Consider the following 13114-nt stretch of genomic DNA (forward strand, 5'->3'; position numbering starts at 1 on the left):
CATCGTGACCTCGCCGCTAGCCCGGCGGGGTTTTTGCACGCGATGGACGTGCTAAGACCTGCGCTCTCCGCAATCTCCAAGCTGGTCTGATTTCATGAAAACGATTGCCTGTGCACTGGCCGCCGCCACCATGATGAGCGCGGGGCCAGTCCATGCCGCCAAAGCGCAAATCGCGCAGATGCTGAAGCTGTCGTCCGAGACGCGCATCGAGCAACGCTGCGACGCACGCGCGATGGGCGCGGTGCAACGGGAGCACAAAGGGTTCGAACCCGACGAGTTCGTGGCTTACGCCTTCACCGATCCCATTTTGCGCGGAAGCAAGATCACCGCGCCTGGCGGAGCAATCCGCAGCAACGGGAAATGGTACCGGCTTTCTTATACCTGCAAGACCAATGCGGACGGTCTGGACGTTGTGGCGTTCGCCTATCAGCTCGGCGGTGAAGTGCCGCGCCGCGAATGGGACGCGCATTATCTCGTGCCGAAGTCAAACAAGCGGGCGCGCGCTAGATCAGCGTGGGCACCTGCGCCTTGAAGAACAGGGTGGCTATGTCTTCAAGCAGTTTGCGGCCCTGGCTGCTTTCGAGATTCGAACGCGCACAGAGCAGTGCCTTGATGGGCGGCAATTCGGGCAGATAATTTTCCTGTGCCCATACCAGCGACGGCGGAATCAGGCGACGCGGAATCGCAGCAATGCCGATGCCGGCCTCCACCGCCGCTAGCTTGGCGTGGTAGTCGGGACTGTTGAACACGACCTTGTAGGCGATGCCCTGCCGCGTCAGCGTGCGGATCATCAGGTCGTCGCCGGGCCAGGTCAGGATCGGGATCGGCGAATCCGGACTCAGTACGAAATCGCGCGACCGCACCCAGACGAATTCCTCATCGGTGTCGTTGACGATGAGATGGGCGATCTCACTGGTCATCTCAGGATTTTCCAGGATGTAGGCGATGTCGATATAGCCGTCGATCAGCCCCTTGGTGATGCCAACAGAATTGTCGGTCTGAATGACGACGTCGGTCAGGCTCTGCGCCGTTTGGTGACCAAGGAATTCACGTACGAACAATGTACTCAGCCCCAGCCGCACCGGCTGCGGCAGATGCGCGGCGCCGCCAAGGCGCAGCATCTGGTCGTTGGCTTCAAGAATGCGGCGCGCCTGATGCAGCACCAGCTTGCCGAGCTGTGTCGCCGTGGTGCCGTTGGCGGTCCGCGCAAACAGCGCACCGCCGACCATCGACTGAATCCGTTTGATCTGTGAGCTCACGGCGGGCTGGCTCAGCCCGAGCTTCTCCGCCGCTTTCGTGAGGCTTCCTGTTTCGGAAATCGCAACGACGGTGCGGACGATTTCGATCGGAATGTTCAACGGTTGGTATCGTCTGGGCATCACGTAATCCTGGACTGGAAAATGTAGAGCTACTAAAAACTGATCGAAGTACTTCCTGTGTCGTGTTGGTAGCAGCGATCGCGCGATTTGGTTCAGAACTATACCTCGATTATCTACGTCGATGCACTGGCACACCTCTGCTGTTTGGTAATATGGTGCAGCGATGACCGCGATGTGCGCAGTTTTCTTGCGATCATCATCTGCGATTTAACACCCTGCTACTGCCGGCCGCCAACGCAGACATATCCGATCGGGCGCTGTGCGGTCTCGGGACTTGATGAGTTACAACCGATCGACGCGCAGGAAAAACGCCCAGATCAGTGACAGTACGGCGGCGATCATCAGCGAGGACGGGTTGACGCAGAAGAAGTCGCCGTAGCGACAGACCTGCATCGCCCATCCCGTGGTGTTGGTGCTTGCGGCATAGAATACCCCGGCAGCCAAGGTCAGGATGGCGGCTATTGAAAGCATCGGTATCTCCCGATCAATATCCGCAGATTGTGGTGCGAATTCTTCAAACGTCGGTAAATCCGATCGCGCAAAGTCGGGGGCTTCTGTGTATTTTCCGCCGCTTATCGTGCTACCGCCCCAATTGCGGTTCAGCCTTTGTTAACCGTGAGTCGGCGACACTTTCGCGGTCGAGACCATGCGTGGAGAGAAACTTCGTGACCAAGTACGAGACGACCAACTACGAGCAAATGCGCCGCTGCCGGATGGCGCATCTTCACGGTCGGATGGTCGATGAACATTTCAAGCGCGGGGACGACGGGGACGTCTTTATTTCCGGCTATATCAAGATGGTCAGTCCCGACCTGACCTGCTGGCCGCTGCGCTGGATCATCACGATCGAGCAGCAGTCCGGCGAACTTCCGGCGATGGCGCTGGCAGGCTGAAATCCGAGTTCCAGACGAAAAAAGCCCCCGCGAACGGGGGCTTTTTTCTGGACGGCTGTCTCAGTAGCGCGCGACCGGGGCGCCACCGAAGTGATAGTTCAAACCGCCGCGCACGGTGCTGACCTTGAGATCGACGTCATGGGCGATCAAGCCAGCCGTCGGCGTCTGGCCGGCGAAGATCGGGCTTGAAAACGACTGCTTGCCAAAATCCGAATACAGATATTCGACCTTGGCTGACCAGTTATTGGTAAAGGCGTGTTCGATGCCGGCGCCGGCGGCCCAGCCGGCCGTGACCTTGGTCAGGCCCGCGGTCTGGTTCTGTCCGGTCGAATCGGCAAAGCCGCTGCTGCTCTTCATCTCCGTCAGGGCGAGACCGCCCGTGGCATAGAACAGCGTGCGATCGACGGCGTAGCCAACACGCGGACGCAGCGTCACCAGCCAGTCGGTAGACACCGAATTGGTCGTGCTGAACGTGCTGATGCCGATCGGGAACGGTGCGGCGGCAGTGCGGGCCTGCTTCAGCCCGAAGTAGCTGGCATCGGCCTCGACGCCGAACAGCCAGCGATCGACCTGATGGTTATAGCCGACCTGGCCGCCGCCAGTGAAGCCGTCGGGCTCGAGCCGTGGCGAGGCCGCAGCTACGGCCTGCTGGTTGGCGATCGGTGCGGTGCCGTTGATGAACGCGCTGGAGGTGTCAGAACGGCCCCAGGCGCCGCCGGCGTGGCCGCCGACATACCAGCCGCCCCAGTTGAAGCCCGCTTCATGCGCCGCGGGCGCCTTGGTCCAGGCGCGCGACGACAGATCGGCGGCTGCGGCGGAAGCCGCGCCCGATGCTGCAAACGCGACGGCGAGAACCAGGAGTTTCATTAGAATACCTTTCCGTCCCGATCGATGGACGATCACGCTTTCTAGCGGGGTGGCCGGCAAATGGCTGTCACCGCAGGGACACAGCCTTGCCTTGATCGCCGGATTAGGGCTCTGAAGCCCCGCCGATATGGACAAAGATGGCTGGTGCTTAACGAATTGGACGGTCAGAGCAGCTACGGGCCTCGCCCCTGCGGCAGCGCCGGCAGCGGCAGACCCGGCCCCGCGGCGCGAATCCTGCCGCCTCGCTCATTCCAGATGCCGGACCATTGCGCTGTAGACGCCATCTGCGGCCGTCGAGAAACCCAGTCGCCCATAGAGCCGCCGGGCCGCCTCGTTGGATTGCAGCACCGACAGCGTGAAGTGCTTCGCGCCGAGGGCATGTCCCGCGCGGGCCAGGCTGTTGATGACATCGCTGCCGATGCCGCAATTGCGGGCGGCCGGCGCAAGCGCAAGATCGATCAGGTGCAGGGTAGGGCTGTCCGACGGCCGTGAGGCGGTGCCCTCGGAAGCGGCGGGCGATCCGGCCCGGAATGTCACGATCAGCCGGCCGACATCGCGCCCCGCATGGGCGATGATGAAGGCCTCGGCGTCGGGAAAGCGGCGGGTGGTGGCCATCCGCTGCGCCTCGAATTGCTGATCGAGCATCGCCCTCAGGGCGCCGTCGCCGAGGTCCAGGGGCGCAAACTGCGCGGCGCGCTCCTCGCGAAACAGGGACCGGCAGAATTCGTCATCCGCCGCAGCATGTGTGCGGATGCGGCTGCCGGGGTGGGCGAGCCGGAGTTGACCGGCCAGTGCCGCCGTTCTGCCAGCCGACATGCCTCAGTTGAAACTCGGGAACACGCCTTGCAGCGCGATGCAATAGGCTATCGCCAGCGTCGGTTGCACGTTGGGATGGGACTGCGATCCGCCGGCCGGGACCACGGCCGACGTTGCAAACGTGGTGTTGGACGGCGGCGCGATGAAGCCATTGAAGCTCGGATCGATGGCGACGTTGGAGCCGCCGGTGGGACCGGGCGTGCTGTTGGTGGCAGCGGTGGTGCCGACCTGCATCGGGTGGAGATGGGCCGGCATCTCCTGCTGTGTGACCGATACCGTCGAACTGCCGAGTACGTCGCCAATGGCATAATCGACAAGGCCAGGCCCCTGGCCCTGACTGATGGCGACACGACCGACCAGGTTGGGCAGCGCGAAAGTGGTCGTGCCGTTGCCGCCGTAGAGCGAGCCGATCAGGGAAAACAGCGTGCTGTATCTCTGGATGGGCAGCAGGCTGCCGTCACAGAGGGCCCAGCCCTTCGGTACGAAGCCGAAGGCGAACGCCTGAATTTCCCCAATGAACGGATCGGACATGACAGCCTCCCTGCGATGCGCCGTCCCTGCAGGCACGAGCCATCGGGAGCGGTCGGTAGACGATGCGAGAACGCCGCCAGGCGCGTATCCACAATCCCTGGCGGTTGAAACGAACTAGCTCTGCTGCGGAAACACGCCCGCCGTGCAGATGCAATAATTGCCGGTCAACGTCGGCATCATGTTGTCATGGGACAGGTCGTCCCCGGTGATACCGATCGAAGACGCCATGACGTTATACCCGGTGACGTTGGCCAGCGGTGCGTAGGGTTGGGTCGCGGCGTTGCTGGAGGTGGCGAGGTGAACCGCGGCGCCGGGCGTGGCCGTCGTGCCGACGTTGGTGCTGGAAAGCAGGGCGTGGCCATGGCTCGGCATTTCGCCGGACGTCAGAGTATGCCGCTCTTCACCGCCGGGTTCGCCAAGCACGCGCGTCGTCAATCCGCGACCGGTACCTTGCGATAGCGGCACACGACCGCGCAGATCCGGGACGCAGAACGTCGTGACGCCGTCGCCGCCATAGGTGGTGGTGATCAGCGTGTAGAGTACATCGTACTCCGAGATGGGTAGAGCAGCGCCATCACAGGCCACCCAGCCGGTCGGAATGCGCGGAAAACCGAACAAACGTATTTCTCCGACAAAAGGGTCAGACATCCGGATACTCCCACTGCTTCGATGAAGGGCGGCGCGACCGCGGCTCAAGAGCGCGACGGAAACATTCCGTTAAGCGCGATCACGTAATTGATCGTGAGGTAAGGCTGCATGTTGTTGTGCGGCTGGTTGCCGCCGGTCGGCGGGACGTTGGTCCCCGACGACAACACCACCTCGTTGCTGCCGGCCGGGGCGAAGATCAACGCGGGCGAGGTCGCGCTATTGACCCCGAACAGTTTTCCGACAGGTGGGGCAGGGCGGCCCGTAGGGCCGGCGGTCGTCGATGCCTGCAGGGAATGGGTGTGCCTCGGCAGTTGCTCGGTCGTCATGCCTACCGTTTCCGAACCGGCGATTTCCCCCCAGGCGACCGACGTGAAATCGGACCCGACGATGGCGCGACCGCGCAGGTCGGGCAAAGCGAATGTTATCCGACCATCGCCGCCATAGGTAACGCCAAGCAGCGAGAACAGAGCCTGGTTTTGCTGGATGGATAGAATTTGGCCGTTGCAGGCGGCCCAGCCTCTCGGGACAAACCCGAATGCTGCCGGCATGATCTGTCCGACAAAGGGCGTCAAAGGCATCGATGTACCTTCCAGGCGGCTATCGAAATAATGGGCGAAACAATGCAGGTAGCTAATACCTCCAAATATTCGCAACCTCATGAATTTTGTCAATACACCAACAACCTGAACGGGAGCGCACAAGCAGGCTGATGCCTGTCGTAGGTCGATGAGGGCGCGCAGGCGACTGTGGCCTGCACGCAACGAAATCCGACGAAGGGGATGTAACCGACGATTTTTTGGGAAAGATTGTGTCCCGCCATCTTGCAATTAGTAGGCGAATGCAGTCGTGATGCAGGTCCGCATCCATCGATTGCTGCTTACCAAAGTTAACAATCACTGAATGTCGGCTTGGGAATGGCAAGTGCGATCCGCGCGTCAGCGTTGAGTTTCTCGGGGCGGGACGATCCTGCGGTACTCATTTTCGAGATGGGCCGAATGATGGTTTTGAAGCTGCTGCTGGCGGCAGGAAGACGTCTCACGGCCCGTTCAATCCGAATTTTTTTCGGCTTCTCCCGGCTGCGTCCGGCGTCGGCTGGCGCACCGGCCCGATGCACAGCCGCTTTGGCCCTTTCGACAGCCGCCGCGATGCTTTGCCTAAGCAGCGCGACTGCGCAGGCAGCCTGCCAGACCTCGGTCGATTTCACCGGCAAGACCGTCGGACAATCGGTCACGCTCGATGTATCGTCATGCTCGGAACCGATCCGGGCAGGCTTGTACACGACTCTCGGTTTCGACTCCCAGACCGGTTATCCGATGGTCGGCAACCCCGGCGGCGGTACGCCGGCGTCCATCAATGGCGGCAATGGCGTTGTTTTCCTGGTCACGCCGGGCTCGACCGATGGTTCTGTCTACTTCGACTACACGATTCAACTGACAACGATGGGATCATCGAACTCGGCCAGCATCCCGCTCTTCTACGCTTCGCAAAGTTGTCCGCTTAGCGCGCCCTGTGCGTATTCATTGGCAAATGGTGGCAATGTTTACGCCATTACCGATACGTCGTATCCGATAGCGGTGACGAACCTTCCGTTGCCGCCGACGGTGACGTCGCTCAACCCGACCTCCGGTCCCGCCGCCGGGACCAATTCGGTGGTGATCACCGGGACCGGTTTTACCGGCACGACCGGCGCGGCAAGCGTCAAGTTCGGCGCCACCAACGCGACGAGTTACGTAGTGAATTCGGCGACGCAGATCACCGCCGTGGCACCCGCCGGCACGGGTACGGTCAACGTCACCGTCACCAACAACGCGGTGACCTCGGCGACCGGCGCCGGCACTCAATACACCTACCTTCCGGCACCGACAGTGACGGCGCTCAATCCGACCTCCGGTCCGGCGGGCGGCACCAATTCGGTGGTGATCACCGGCACCGGCTTCACCGGTACGAGCGGAGCGGCGGGCGTCAGGTTCGGCGCCACCAATGCCACCAGCTACGTGGTGGACTCCGCGACGCAGATCACCGCCGTGGCACCTGCCGGCACGGGCGTGGTCAACGTCACCGTCACCAACAACTCGGCAACCTCGGCCACGGGTGCCGGCAACCAGTACACCTACATCGCGGGACCGGCGGTGACGGCGCTCAACCCGACCTCCGGCACGGTGGCGGGTGGCAATTCGGTCGTGATCACCGGCACCGGCTTTACAGGCACCACCGGCGCGGCGAGCGTCAGGTTCGGCGCCACCAATGCCACCAGCTACGTGGTAAACTCCGCGACGCAGATCACCGCGGTCGCACCTTCCGGCACCGGCGTGGTCAACGTCACCGTCACCAATAATTCGGCGACCTCGGCGACCGGCGCCGGCAATCAGTACACCTACGTCGCAGCGCCAACCGTGACCGCGGTCTCGCCGACGGCGGGGCCCACATCGGGCGGCACGTCGGTCGTCATCACCGGCACCAATCTCAGCGGTGCCACGGCGGTGAATTTCGGGGCTACAGCGGCGGCTGGCTTCACGGTCAACAGCGCGACCCAGATCACCGCCACGTCACCGGCCGGCACCGGTACGGTGGACATCACGGTGACCACCGTCGGCGGCACCAGTGCCATTTCGGCGGCCGATCAATTCACCTACGTCGCAGCGCCGACGGTGACGTCGATCGCGCCGACCAGCGGTCCTGCGGCGGGCGGCACGTCGGTAACTATCACCGGCACCAACCTCTCGGGCGTCAACGCGGTGGTGTTCGGCGCTACGCCTGCGACCGGCTTCACCGTCGATAGCGCCACCCAGATCACCGCGACGTCGCCGGCCGGCACCGGCACCGTCGATGTTCGCGTCACGACCGTCGGCGGCACCAGCGCGACATCTGCGGCCGACCAGTTCACCTACGTCGCGGCGCCGACGGTGACGTCGATTGCACCGACCAGCGGTCCGACCGCGGGCGGAACTTCGGTCGTCATCACCGGCACCAATTTCACTGGCGCCACCGCAGTTGTGTTCGGCGCCACCGCGGCGACCGGGTTTACGGTGAACAGCGCCACCCAGATCACGGCGACGTCGCCGAGCGGGACCGGCACCGTCGATATTCGCGTGACGACCCTCGGCGGCACCAGCGCCACCTCGGCGGCCGATCAGTTCACCTATGTGGCGGCGCCGACGGTGACGTCGATCGCGCCCAGCGGGGGACCCACGGCGGGCGGCACCAGCGTTACCATCACCGGCACCGGCTTCATCGGCACCAGCGCGGTGAATTTCGGCGCCACGCCGGCGACCGGCTTCACCGTCAACAGCGCGACGCAGATCACCGCGACGTCGCCGGCCGGCACCGGCACCGTCGATGTTCGCGTCACGACCGTCGGCGGCACCAGCGCGACATCTGCGGCCGATCAGTTCACTTACTTCGCGACGCCGACGGTGACGTCGGTCGCGCCGAATTCGGGTGCCGCGACGGGGGGCACCAGCGTCGTCATCACCGGTACGAACCTGACCGGCGCCAGCGCTGTGACGATCGGTGGCACCGCCGCCAGCTTCACCGTGGTCAATGCCACCACGATGAACGCGACGACGCCGGCGCACGCCGCCGGTACCGTCAACGTGGTGGTGACGACGCTTGGCGGCACCGCGACAGGCGTCAATCTCTACACCTTCGTCAATGTTCCGACGGTGACGTCGATCGCGCCCAATGCAGGCCCGACTTCTGGTGGCACCAATGTGACGATCACCGGCAGCAATTTCACCGGGGCGACCGCCGTAACCATCGGAGGCACGGCGGTGACCACGTTCACCGTCGCAAGCGCCACCTCGATCACAGCGACAACGGCGGCGCATGCCGCCGGCACCGTCGATGTCGTCGTCACCACGCCCGGCGGCGCCGCGACCGGGACCGGCCTCTACACCTATGCGGCCGCGCCGGCTGTGACGTCGATCTCGCCGAACGCCGGTCCGGTCGCCGGCGGCACCAGTGTGACCATCACCGGGACCAACTTTACCGGGGCCACCAATGTCACCATCGGCGGCACGGCGGCGACCGGCGTTACGGTGGCAAGCCCGACGTCGATCACGGCGACCACGCCGGCGCATGCCGCCGGCACCGTCGATGTCGTCGTGACGACCCCCGGCGGCACCGGGACCGGCGTCGGCCTTTACACCTACGCCACCGCGCCGACAGTGACCGCGATCGCGCCGGCCACCGGCACGACCGCGGGCGGCACCAATGTGACCATCACCGGGACCAACTTTACCGGCGCCACCTCTGTCACGATCGGCGGCACCGCGGTGACCAGCTTCACGGTCGCCAGTGCCACCTCGATCACGGCGACCACGGCCGCGCATGCGGCGGGCACCGTCGACGTCGTGGTCACCGCGCCCGGCGGCACAGCGACCGGCACCGGCCTGTTCACCTATGTGACAGGGCCTGCCGTCACGTCGGTATCGCCGAACTCCGGGACGACGCTCGGCGGCACGTCGGTGACCATCACCGGCAGCAACTTCACCGGCGCGACCAGCGTGACCTTCGGCGGCACCGCGGCGACCAGCTTCACTGTCGGCAGCGCAACCTCGATCACCGCGACGACGCCGGCGCATGCGGCCGGCGCGGTCGATATCACGGTGACGACGCCCGGCGGCACGGCGACCGGCGCCGGCCTCTACAGCTACATTGTCCCCGTCACGACCACGTCGCTCGCCTCGTCGCGCAATCCCAGCGAGGCCGGGCAGGCGGTGACCTTCACCGCGACGGTGAGCGCCAACGGCGCGATGCCGACCGGCACGGTGACGTTCAGCGACGGCGGCGTGGCGATCGGCTCCGCATCGCTGACCGGCGGCGTCGCCGCCTTCACGACCTCGGCGCTGGCGATTGGCAACCACACCATCACCGCCGCCTATGCCGGCAACGCGAATTTCGCCGCCAGCACATCGGCGCCGCTGCTGCAGGCGGTGAACACGCCGCAGGACAGTCTGAAACTGCGCGCGCTGCAGATCGTCGCCACCCGGACGGTGGCGCAGAATTCCGGCTCGGCGATCTCCGGCGCAATCGACAGCGCGATCGGCGAAGGGTTCAGCAATGGCGCCGGCCCGATGACGACGCCCGGTGCCGGCGGCGTGCGGTTCAACTTCTCCGCCGATCCCGACCAGGAGACGACGACGACGGCAGAGCGCACCGTCAGCCAGCGCTGGAATGGCGACTACGGCACCGCCGCCTATGCCACACGAGGCCGGGGCGGCGTGTCGCGCGGCGAAGGCAACCGCGTCGATGATGCCTTCGCCGCGATCGATCGCAGCTTCGTCAAGGCCAGGGCGCCGCGGCCTCCTGTCGAACCGAAGGACTGGCTGCTGTGGGGCGACATCAGGGGCAGCGGCATCAGCAACTGGCATTCCAGCGGGCCCTCGGTGCTGTACGGCACCCAGGTCAACGGGCTGCTCGGCCTGACGCACCGGCTTACGCCGAATTTCCTGGTCGGCGTGGTCGGCGGCTACGAAGTATTCGACTATCGCTCGGACACGCTGAACGGCCGCCTCAAGGGCGACGGCTGGACCGTCGGCTCCTATCTCGGCTGGAAGTTCGCCGCCGGGCTGCGTTTCGACGCGGCCGTCGCCTATACCGGGCTGGGCTATGACGGCACGGCGGGCACCGCCACCGGCAAGTTCAACGGTGATCGCTGGCTGGTGTCGGGCGGCCTGACCGGCAGTACCGAGGCCTATGGCTTTGCGATCGAGCCCTCGGCGCGGGTCTATGCGCTGTGGGAGCAGCAGAACGCCTATACGGACTCGCTAGGCACGCCGCAGGCCGAGCGCAGCTTCTTCACCGGCCGCGCCTCGACCGGCTTCGCCGTCGCCTATCCCTGGCTGTTCGATGCCGCGCTGACGATCTCGCCCTATGCCGGCATCTACGCCGACTATTACTTCACCGGCGACGACGCCGCCTCGGTGACGCTGGCGGGCGGCGGTGCGTTGACCTCGACGCCGTTCATCGACGGCTGGTCGGCGCGAGCCACCGGCGGCCTTGCTGCGCGGTTCGGCAACGGCGCTGCGGTCGCCTTCGGCGCCGAGCTCGGCGGCATCGGCAACAACGTGCAGATCTGGAGTTTCCGGGGGCGGGGATCGGTGCCGTTCTGAGGGGCGGTGAGTGTTCCAGTTCACCTCATCATAGACAGGATCGCCGGCGCTGTGGCGGAAGGGGTGGGATGTTAACCCACGTTTTCAGACAGTTTCACTAAGCATCATAGAGTGTTACTTCCCCAATAAAACCAGGCACTTCTCTAATTCTCGCTTGTCATTGGATTTCAAATCATCGCAAATGATTCCCTATAATTTCATGCTTCTGCTAGGGCTGATGCTAGGGCTGACATGTCGAGATCCATCAATAAACTATCCCCCTTGACTCTCCGAAAGCTGTACGGCGTGCCTGGCCGGCACAGCGACGGCGGCAACTTGTATCTGTCCGTCTCGCCAGCCGGAGCCCGGCGTTGGGTGTTCATGTATCGGTGGCGCGGCCGGACCATCGAGATGGGCCTGGGGCAACTCGACGCTGTCGGGCTGGCCGCCGCCCGGGACAAGGCCAAGGCGGCCCGGGAGACGCTGGCCGGCGGAATCAGCCCGCTGTCGGTTCGCCGTGAAATTACCGCCCGGCCAACTTTCGGCAAGGTCGCCGACGATCTGATCGCGGCGCTGCAGCCCGGCTGGAAAAACGAGAAACATGGCGCTCAATGGAAGATGACCCTGGAGGTTTATGCCAAGGCGCTTCGGCCGATGATGGTCGACGAGATCGGCACCGAGGACGTACTGCGCACTCTCCGGCCAATTTGGAGCGAGAAGCCGGAAACAGCGAGCCGAACCCGCATGCGGATCGAGCGCGTCCTCGACGCCGCCAGGGCCAACGGGTTCCGTACCGGTGAGAACCCGGCCCGGTGGAAAGGCCACCTCGACGCGCTGCTGGCACCGCGTCAGAAACTCAGTCGCGGCCACCATGCGGCGATGCCGTACAAAGATGTCCCAAAGTTTCTTGCGGGGCTGCGCGCCAACATTTCGCTCAGCAACCTTGCTTTGGAATTTGCCATCTTAACGGCTGCCCGATCGGGTGAGGTTCGCGGCGTCGTGTGGAGCGAGATCGATGGCGACCTGTGGACAGTCCCCGCTGCGCGCATGAAGGAAGGCCGCGAGCACCGGGTGCCGCTGGTCGCGCGCGCGATCGAGATAATAGGCCTTGCTCGGCAGCTCGCCGGCAAGCGCAAATCAGATCTTATATTCCCTGGCATGAAGCCCGGCGCGATGCTTTCCGACGCCTCTCTGTCGGCGGCGTTGGACCGCGCCGGCGGCGAAGCCTTCACGGTTCACGGCTTTCGATCGAGCTTCCGCGACTGGGCTGGCGACGAAACGACATTCGCCCGTGAGACTGCTGAGGCCGCCTTGTCACATCTTGTCGGTGACGACAGCGAGAGAGCCTACCGTCGTGGTGACGCACTGGCAAAACGCAAGTTACTTATGGAAGAATGGGCGGTTTTTTCGTGCACAAACTTGACGTTCGCATCGTTTCGTGTATTTTCATAATCTTAAAGACTCGGACATAGCGGTCGAGTCGCCTGCGCCTACGCAATGTGAACCCGTCAGCATGATTAGCTGCCGCGTATCATGGGCCAATACCGCCTAGCCGCAGATGAAATCCCCAGATGAAAAACCACCATTTTCTCACGGCAGTGAGTGGATTCATGCGCGAGCAGGCTGCCGACTGATCGCGCGCTGAGATGGCTTTAGCCGTCTTCGGAGCAATCATGTCCGCCACGCCATTCGTCCTTGAAGACGAGCTTAAAACGATTCATCCGGTCAGCCGCGTAACTCGCTGGCGTCAAGAAAAGGCCGGCAGCTTCCCCAAGCGCATCAATCTTTCGCCCCGTACTATCGCGTGGCGTCGGGCCGACATTGAAGCCTGGCAGATCGACCCGCCGCGATGGGCAGATCGGCTGATCGCCGCCGAGTAATGCGCGCA

13 protein-coding genes are annotated in these 13114 nt (G+C 64.0%); 5 read left to right on the forward strand and 8 right to left on the reverse strand.

The genetic code is table 11. From position 1 onward, the window contains the following. Positions 1 to 94: 94 nt before the first annotated feature. A complete protein-coding gene (locus tag FIU28_RS14335) occupies positions 95 to 532 on the forward strand; it encodes a DUF930 domain-containing protein (RefSeq protein ID WP_246660680.1) in 438 nt (145 codons plus the stop codon). On the opposite strand, the gene FIU28_RS14340 is transcribed toward FIU28_RS14335, so the two are convergent. Beyond that, positions 504 to 1379 carry a LysR family transcriptional regulator gene (locus FIU28_RS14340; protein WP_246660681.1) on the reverse strand — a complete coding sequence of 292 codons (876 nt, stop codon included), beginning with the start codon at positions 1377 to 1379 and terminating at the stop codon, positions 504 to 506. The genes FIU28_RS14335 and FIU28_RS14340 overlap by 29 nt on opposite strands. Positions 1380 to 1661: 282 nt before the next feature. Then, entirely contained in the window at positions 1662 to 1850 is a 189-nt protein-coding gene (locus FIU28_RS14345; protein ID WP_143573930.1) for a hypothetical protein, read from the reverse strand. Between the two features lie 194 nt (positions 1851 to 2044). Here FIU28_RS14345 and FIU28_RS14350 point away from each other — a divergent pair, with 194 nt between their 5' ends. Beyond that, a complete protein-coding gene (locus tag FIU28_RS14350) occupies positions 2045 to 2272 on the forward strand; it encodes a hypothetical protein (protein ID WP_143573931.1) in 228 nt (75 codons plus the stop codon). A gap of 60 nt (positions 2273 to 2332) precedes the next feature. On the opposite strand, the gene FIU28_RS14355 is transcribed toward FIU28_RS14350, so the two are convergent. The 6 genes from FIU28_RS14355 to FIU28_RS26975 all read right to left on the reverse strand — a co-directional run bounded on the left by FIU28_RS14355 (position 2333) and on the right by FIU28_RS26975 (position 6413). Next, the gene (locus FIU28_RS14355) at positions 2333 to 3139 is read right to left on the reverse strand and encodes an outer membrane protein (protein WP_143573932.1); all 807 of its coding nucleotides are present in this window, start codon (positions 3137 to 3139) and stop codon (positions 2333 to 2335) included. A gap of 246 nt (positions 3140 to 3385) precedes the next feature. Next, complete coding sequence (locus FIU28_RS14360) at positions 3386 to 3955, reverse strand: GNAT family N-acetyltransferase (protein ID WP_143573933.1); 570 nt, start codon at positions 3953 to 3955, stop codon at positions 3386 to 3388. Positions 3956 to 3958: 3 nt separating this feature from the next. Further along, the gene (locus FIU28_RS14365; protein WP_143573934.1) at positions 3959 to 4486 is read right to left on the reverse strand and encodes a phage tail protein; all 528 of its coding nucleotides are present in this window, start codon (positions 4484 to 4486) and stop codon (positions 3959 to 3961) included. 114 nt (positions 4487 to 4600) lie between these two features. Then, positions 4601 to 5134, reverse strand: a complete 534-nt coding sequence (locus FIU28_RS14370; protein WP_143573935.1) for a phage tail protein — start codon at positions 5132 to 5134, stop codon at positions 4601 to 4603. A 44-nt stretch (positions 5135 to 5178) separates the two neighbouring features. Continuing rightward, entirely contained in the window at positions 5179 to 5682 is a 504-nt protein-coding gene (locus tag FIU28_RS14375; RefSeq protein WP_246660682.1) for a phage tail protein, read from the reverse strand. Positions 5683 to 6020: 338 nt separating this feature from the next. Continuing rightward, positions 6021 to 6413, reverse strand: a complete 393-nt coding sequence (locus tag FIU28_RS26975; protein WP_246660683.1) for a hypothetical protein — start codon at positions 6411 to 6413, stop codon at positions 6021 to 6023. Between FIU28_RS26975 and FIU28_RS14380 the strand changes: the two genes are divergently transcribed. The 3 genes from FIU28_RS14380 to FIU28_RS14390 all read left to right on the forward strand — a co-directional run bounded on the left by FIU28_RS14380 (position 6406) and on the right by FIU28_RS14390 (position 13106). Further along, a complete protein-coding gene (locus tag FIU28_RS14380; RefSeq protein WP_246660684.1) occupies positions 6406 to 11247 on the forward strand; it encodes a beta strand repeat-containing protein in 4842 nt (1613 codons plus the stop codon). The genes FIU28_RS26975 and FIU28_RS14380 overlap by 8 nt on opposite strands. A gap of 231 nt (positions 11248 to 11478) precedes the next feature. Continuing rightward, positions 11479 to 12678, forward strand: coding sequence for a tyrosine-type recombinase/integrase (locus FIU28_RS14385; RefSeq protein WP_143573936.1), 1200 nt, complete (start codon positions 11479 to 11481; stop codon positions 12676 to 12678). Positions 12679 to 12899: 221 nt separating this feature from the next. Further along, a complete protein-coding gene (locus tag FIU28_RS14390; protein ID WP_168202946.1) occupies positions 12900 to 13106 on the forward strand; it encodes a helix-turn-helix transcriptional regulator in 207 nt (68 codons plus the stop codon). Positions 13107 to 13114: the final 8 nt, after the last annotated feature.

It is taken from the genome of Tardiphaga sp. vice154, from assembly GCF_007018645.1.
GTDB lineage: Bacteria > Pseudomonadota > Alphaproteobacteria > Rhizobiales > Xanthobacteraceae > Tardiphaga.

Coding starts and splice junctions, on each gene's coding strand:
- FIU28_RS14340 (WP_246660681.1), bottom strand. CDS start 1,379: ATGCCCAGACGATACCAACCGTTGAACATTCCGATCGAAATCGTCCGC.
- FIU28_RS14365 (WP_143573934.1), bottom strand. CDS start 4,486: ATGTCCGATCCGTTCATTGGGGAAATTCAGGCGTTCGCCTTCGGCTTC.
- FIU28_RS14370 (WP_143573935.1), bottom strand. CDS start 5,134: ATGTCTGACCCTTTTGTCGGAGAAATACGTTTGTTCGGTTTTCCGCGC.
- FIU28_RS14345 (WP_143573930.1), bottom strand. CDS start 1,850: ATGCTTTCAATAGCCGCCATCCTGACCTTGGCTGCCGGGGTATTCTAT.
- FIU28_RS14360 (WP_143573933.1), bottom strand. CDS start 3,955: ATGTCGGCTGGCAGAACGGCGGCACTGGCCGGTCAACTCCGGCTCGCC.
- FIU28_RS14335 (WP_246660680.1), top strand. CDS start 95: ATGAAAACGATTGCCTGTGCACTGGCCGCCGCCACCATGATGAGCGCG.
- FIU28_RS14375 (WP_246660682.1), bottom strand. CDS start 5,682: ATGCCGGCAGCATTCGGGTTTGTCCCGAGAGGCTGGGCCGCCTGCAAC.
- FIU28_RS14390 (WP_168202946.1), top strand. CDS start 12,900: ATGTCCGCCACGCCATTCGTCCTTGAAGACGAGCTTAAAACGATTCAT.
- FIU28_RS14355 (WP_143573932.1), bottom strand. CDS start 3,139: ATGAAACTCCTGGTTCTCGCCGTCGCGTTTGCAGCATCGGGCGCGGCT.
- FIU28_RS14385 (WP_143573936.1), top strand. CDS start 11,479: ATGTCGAGATCCATCAATAAACTATCCCCCTTGACTCTCCGAAAGCTG.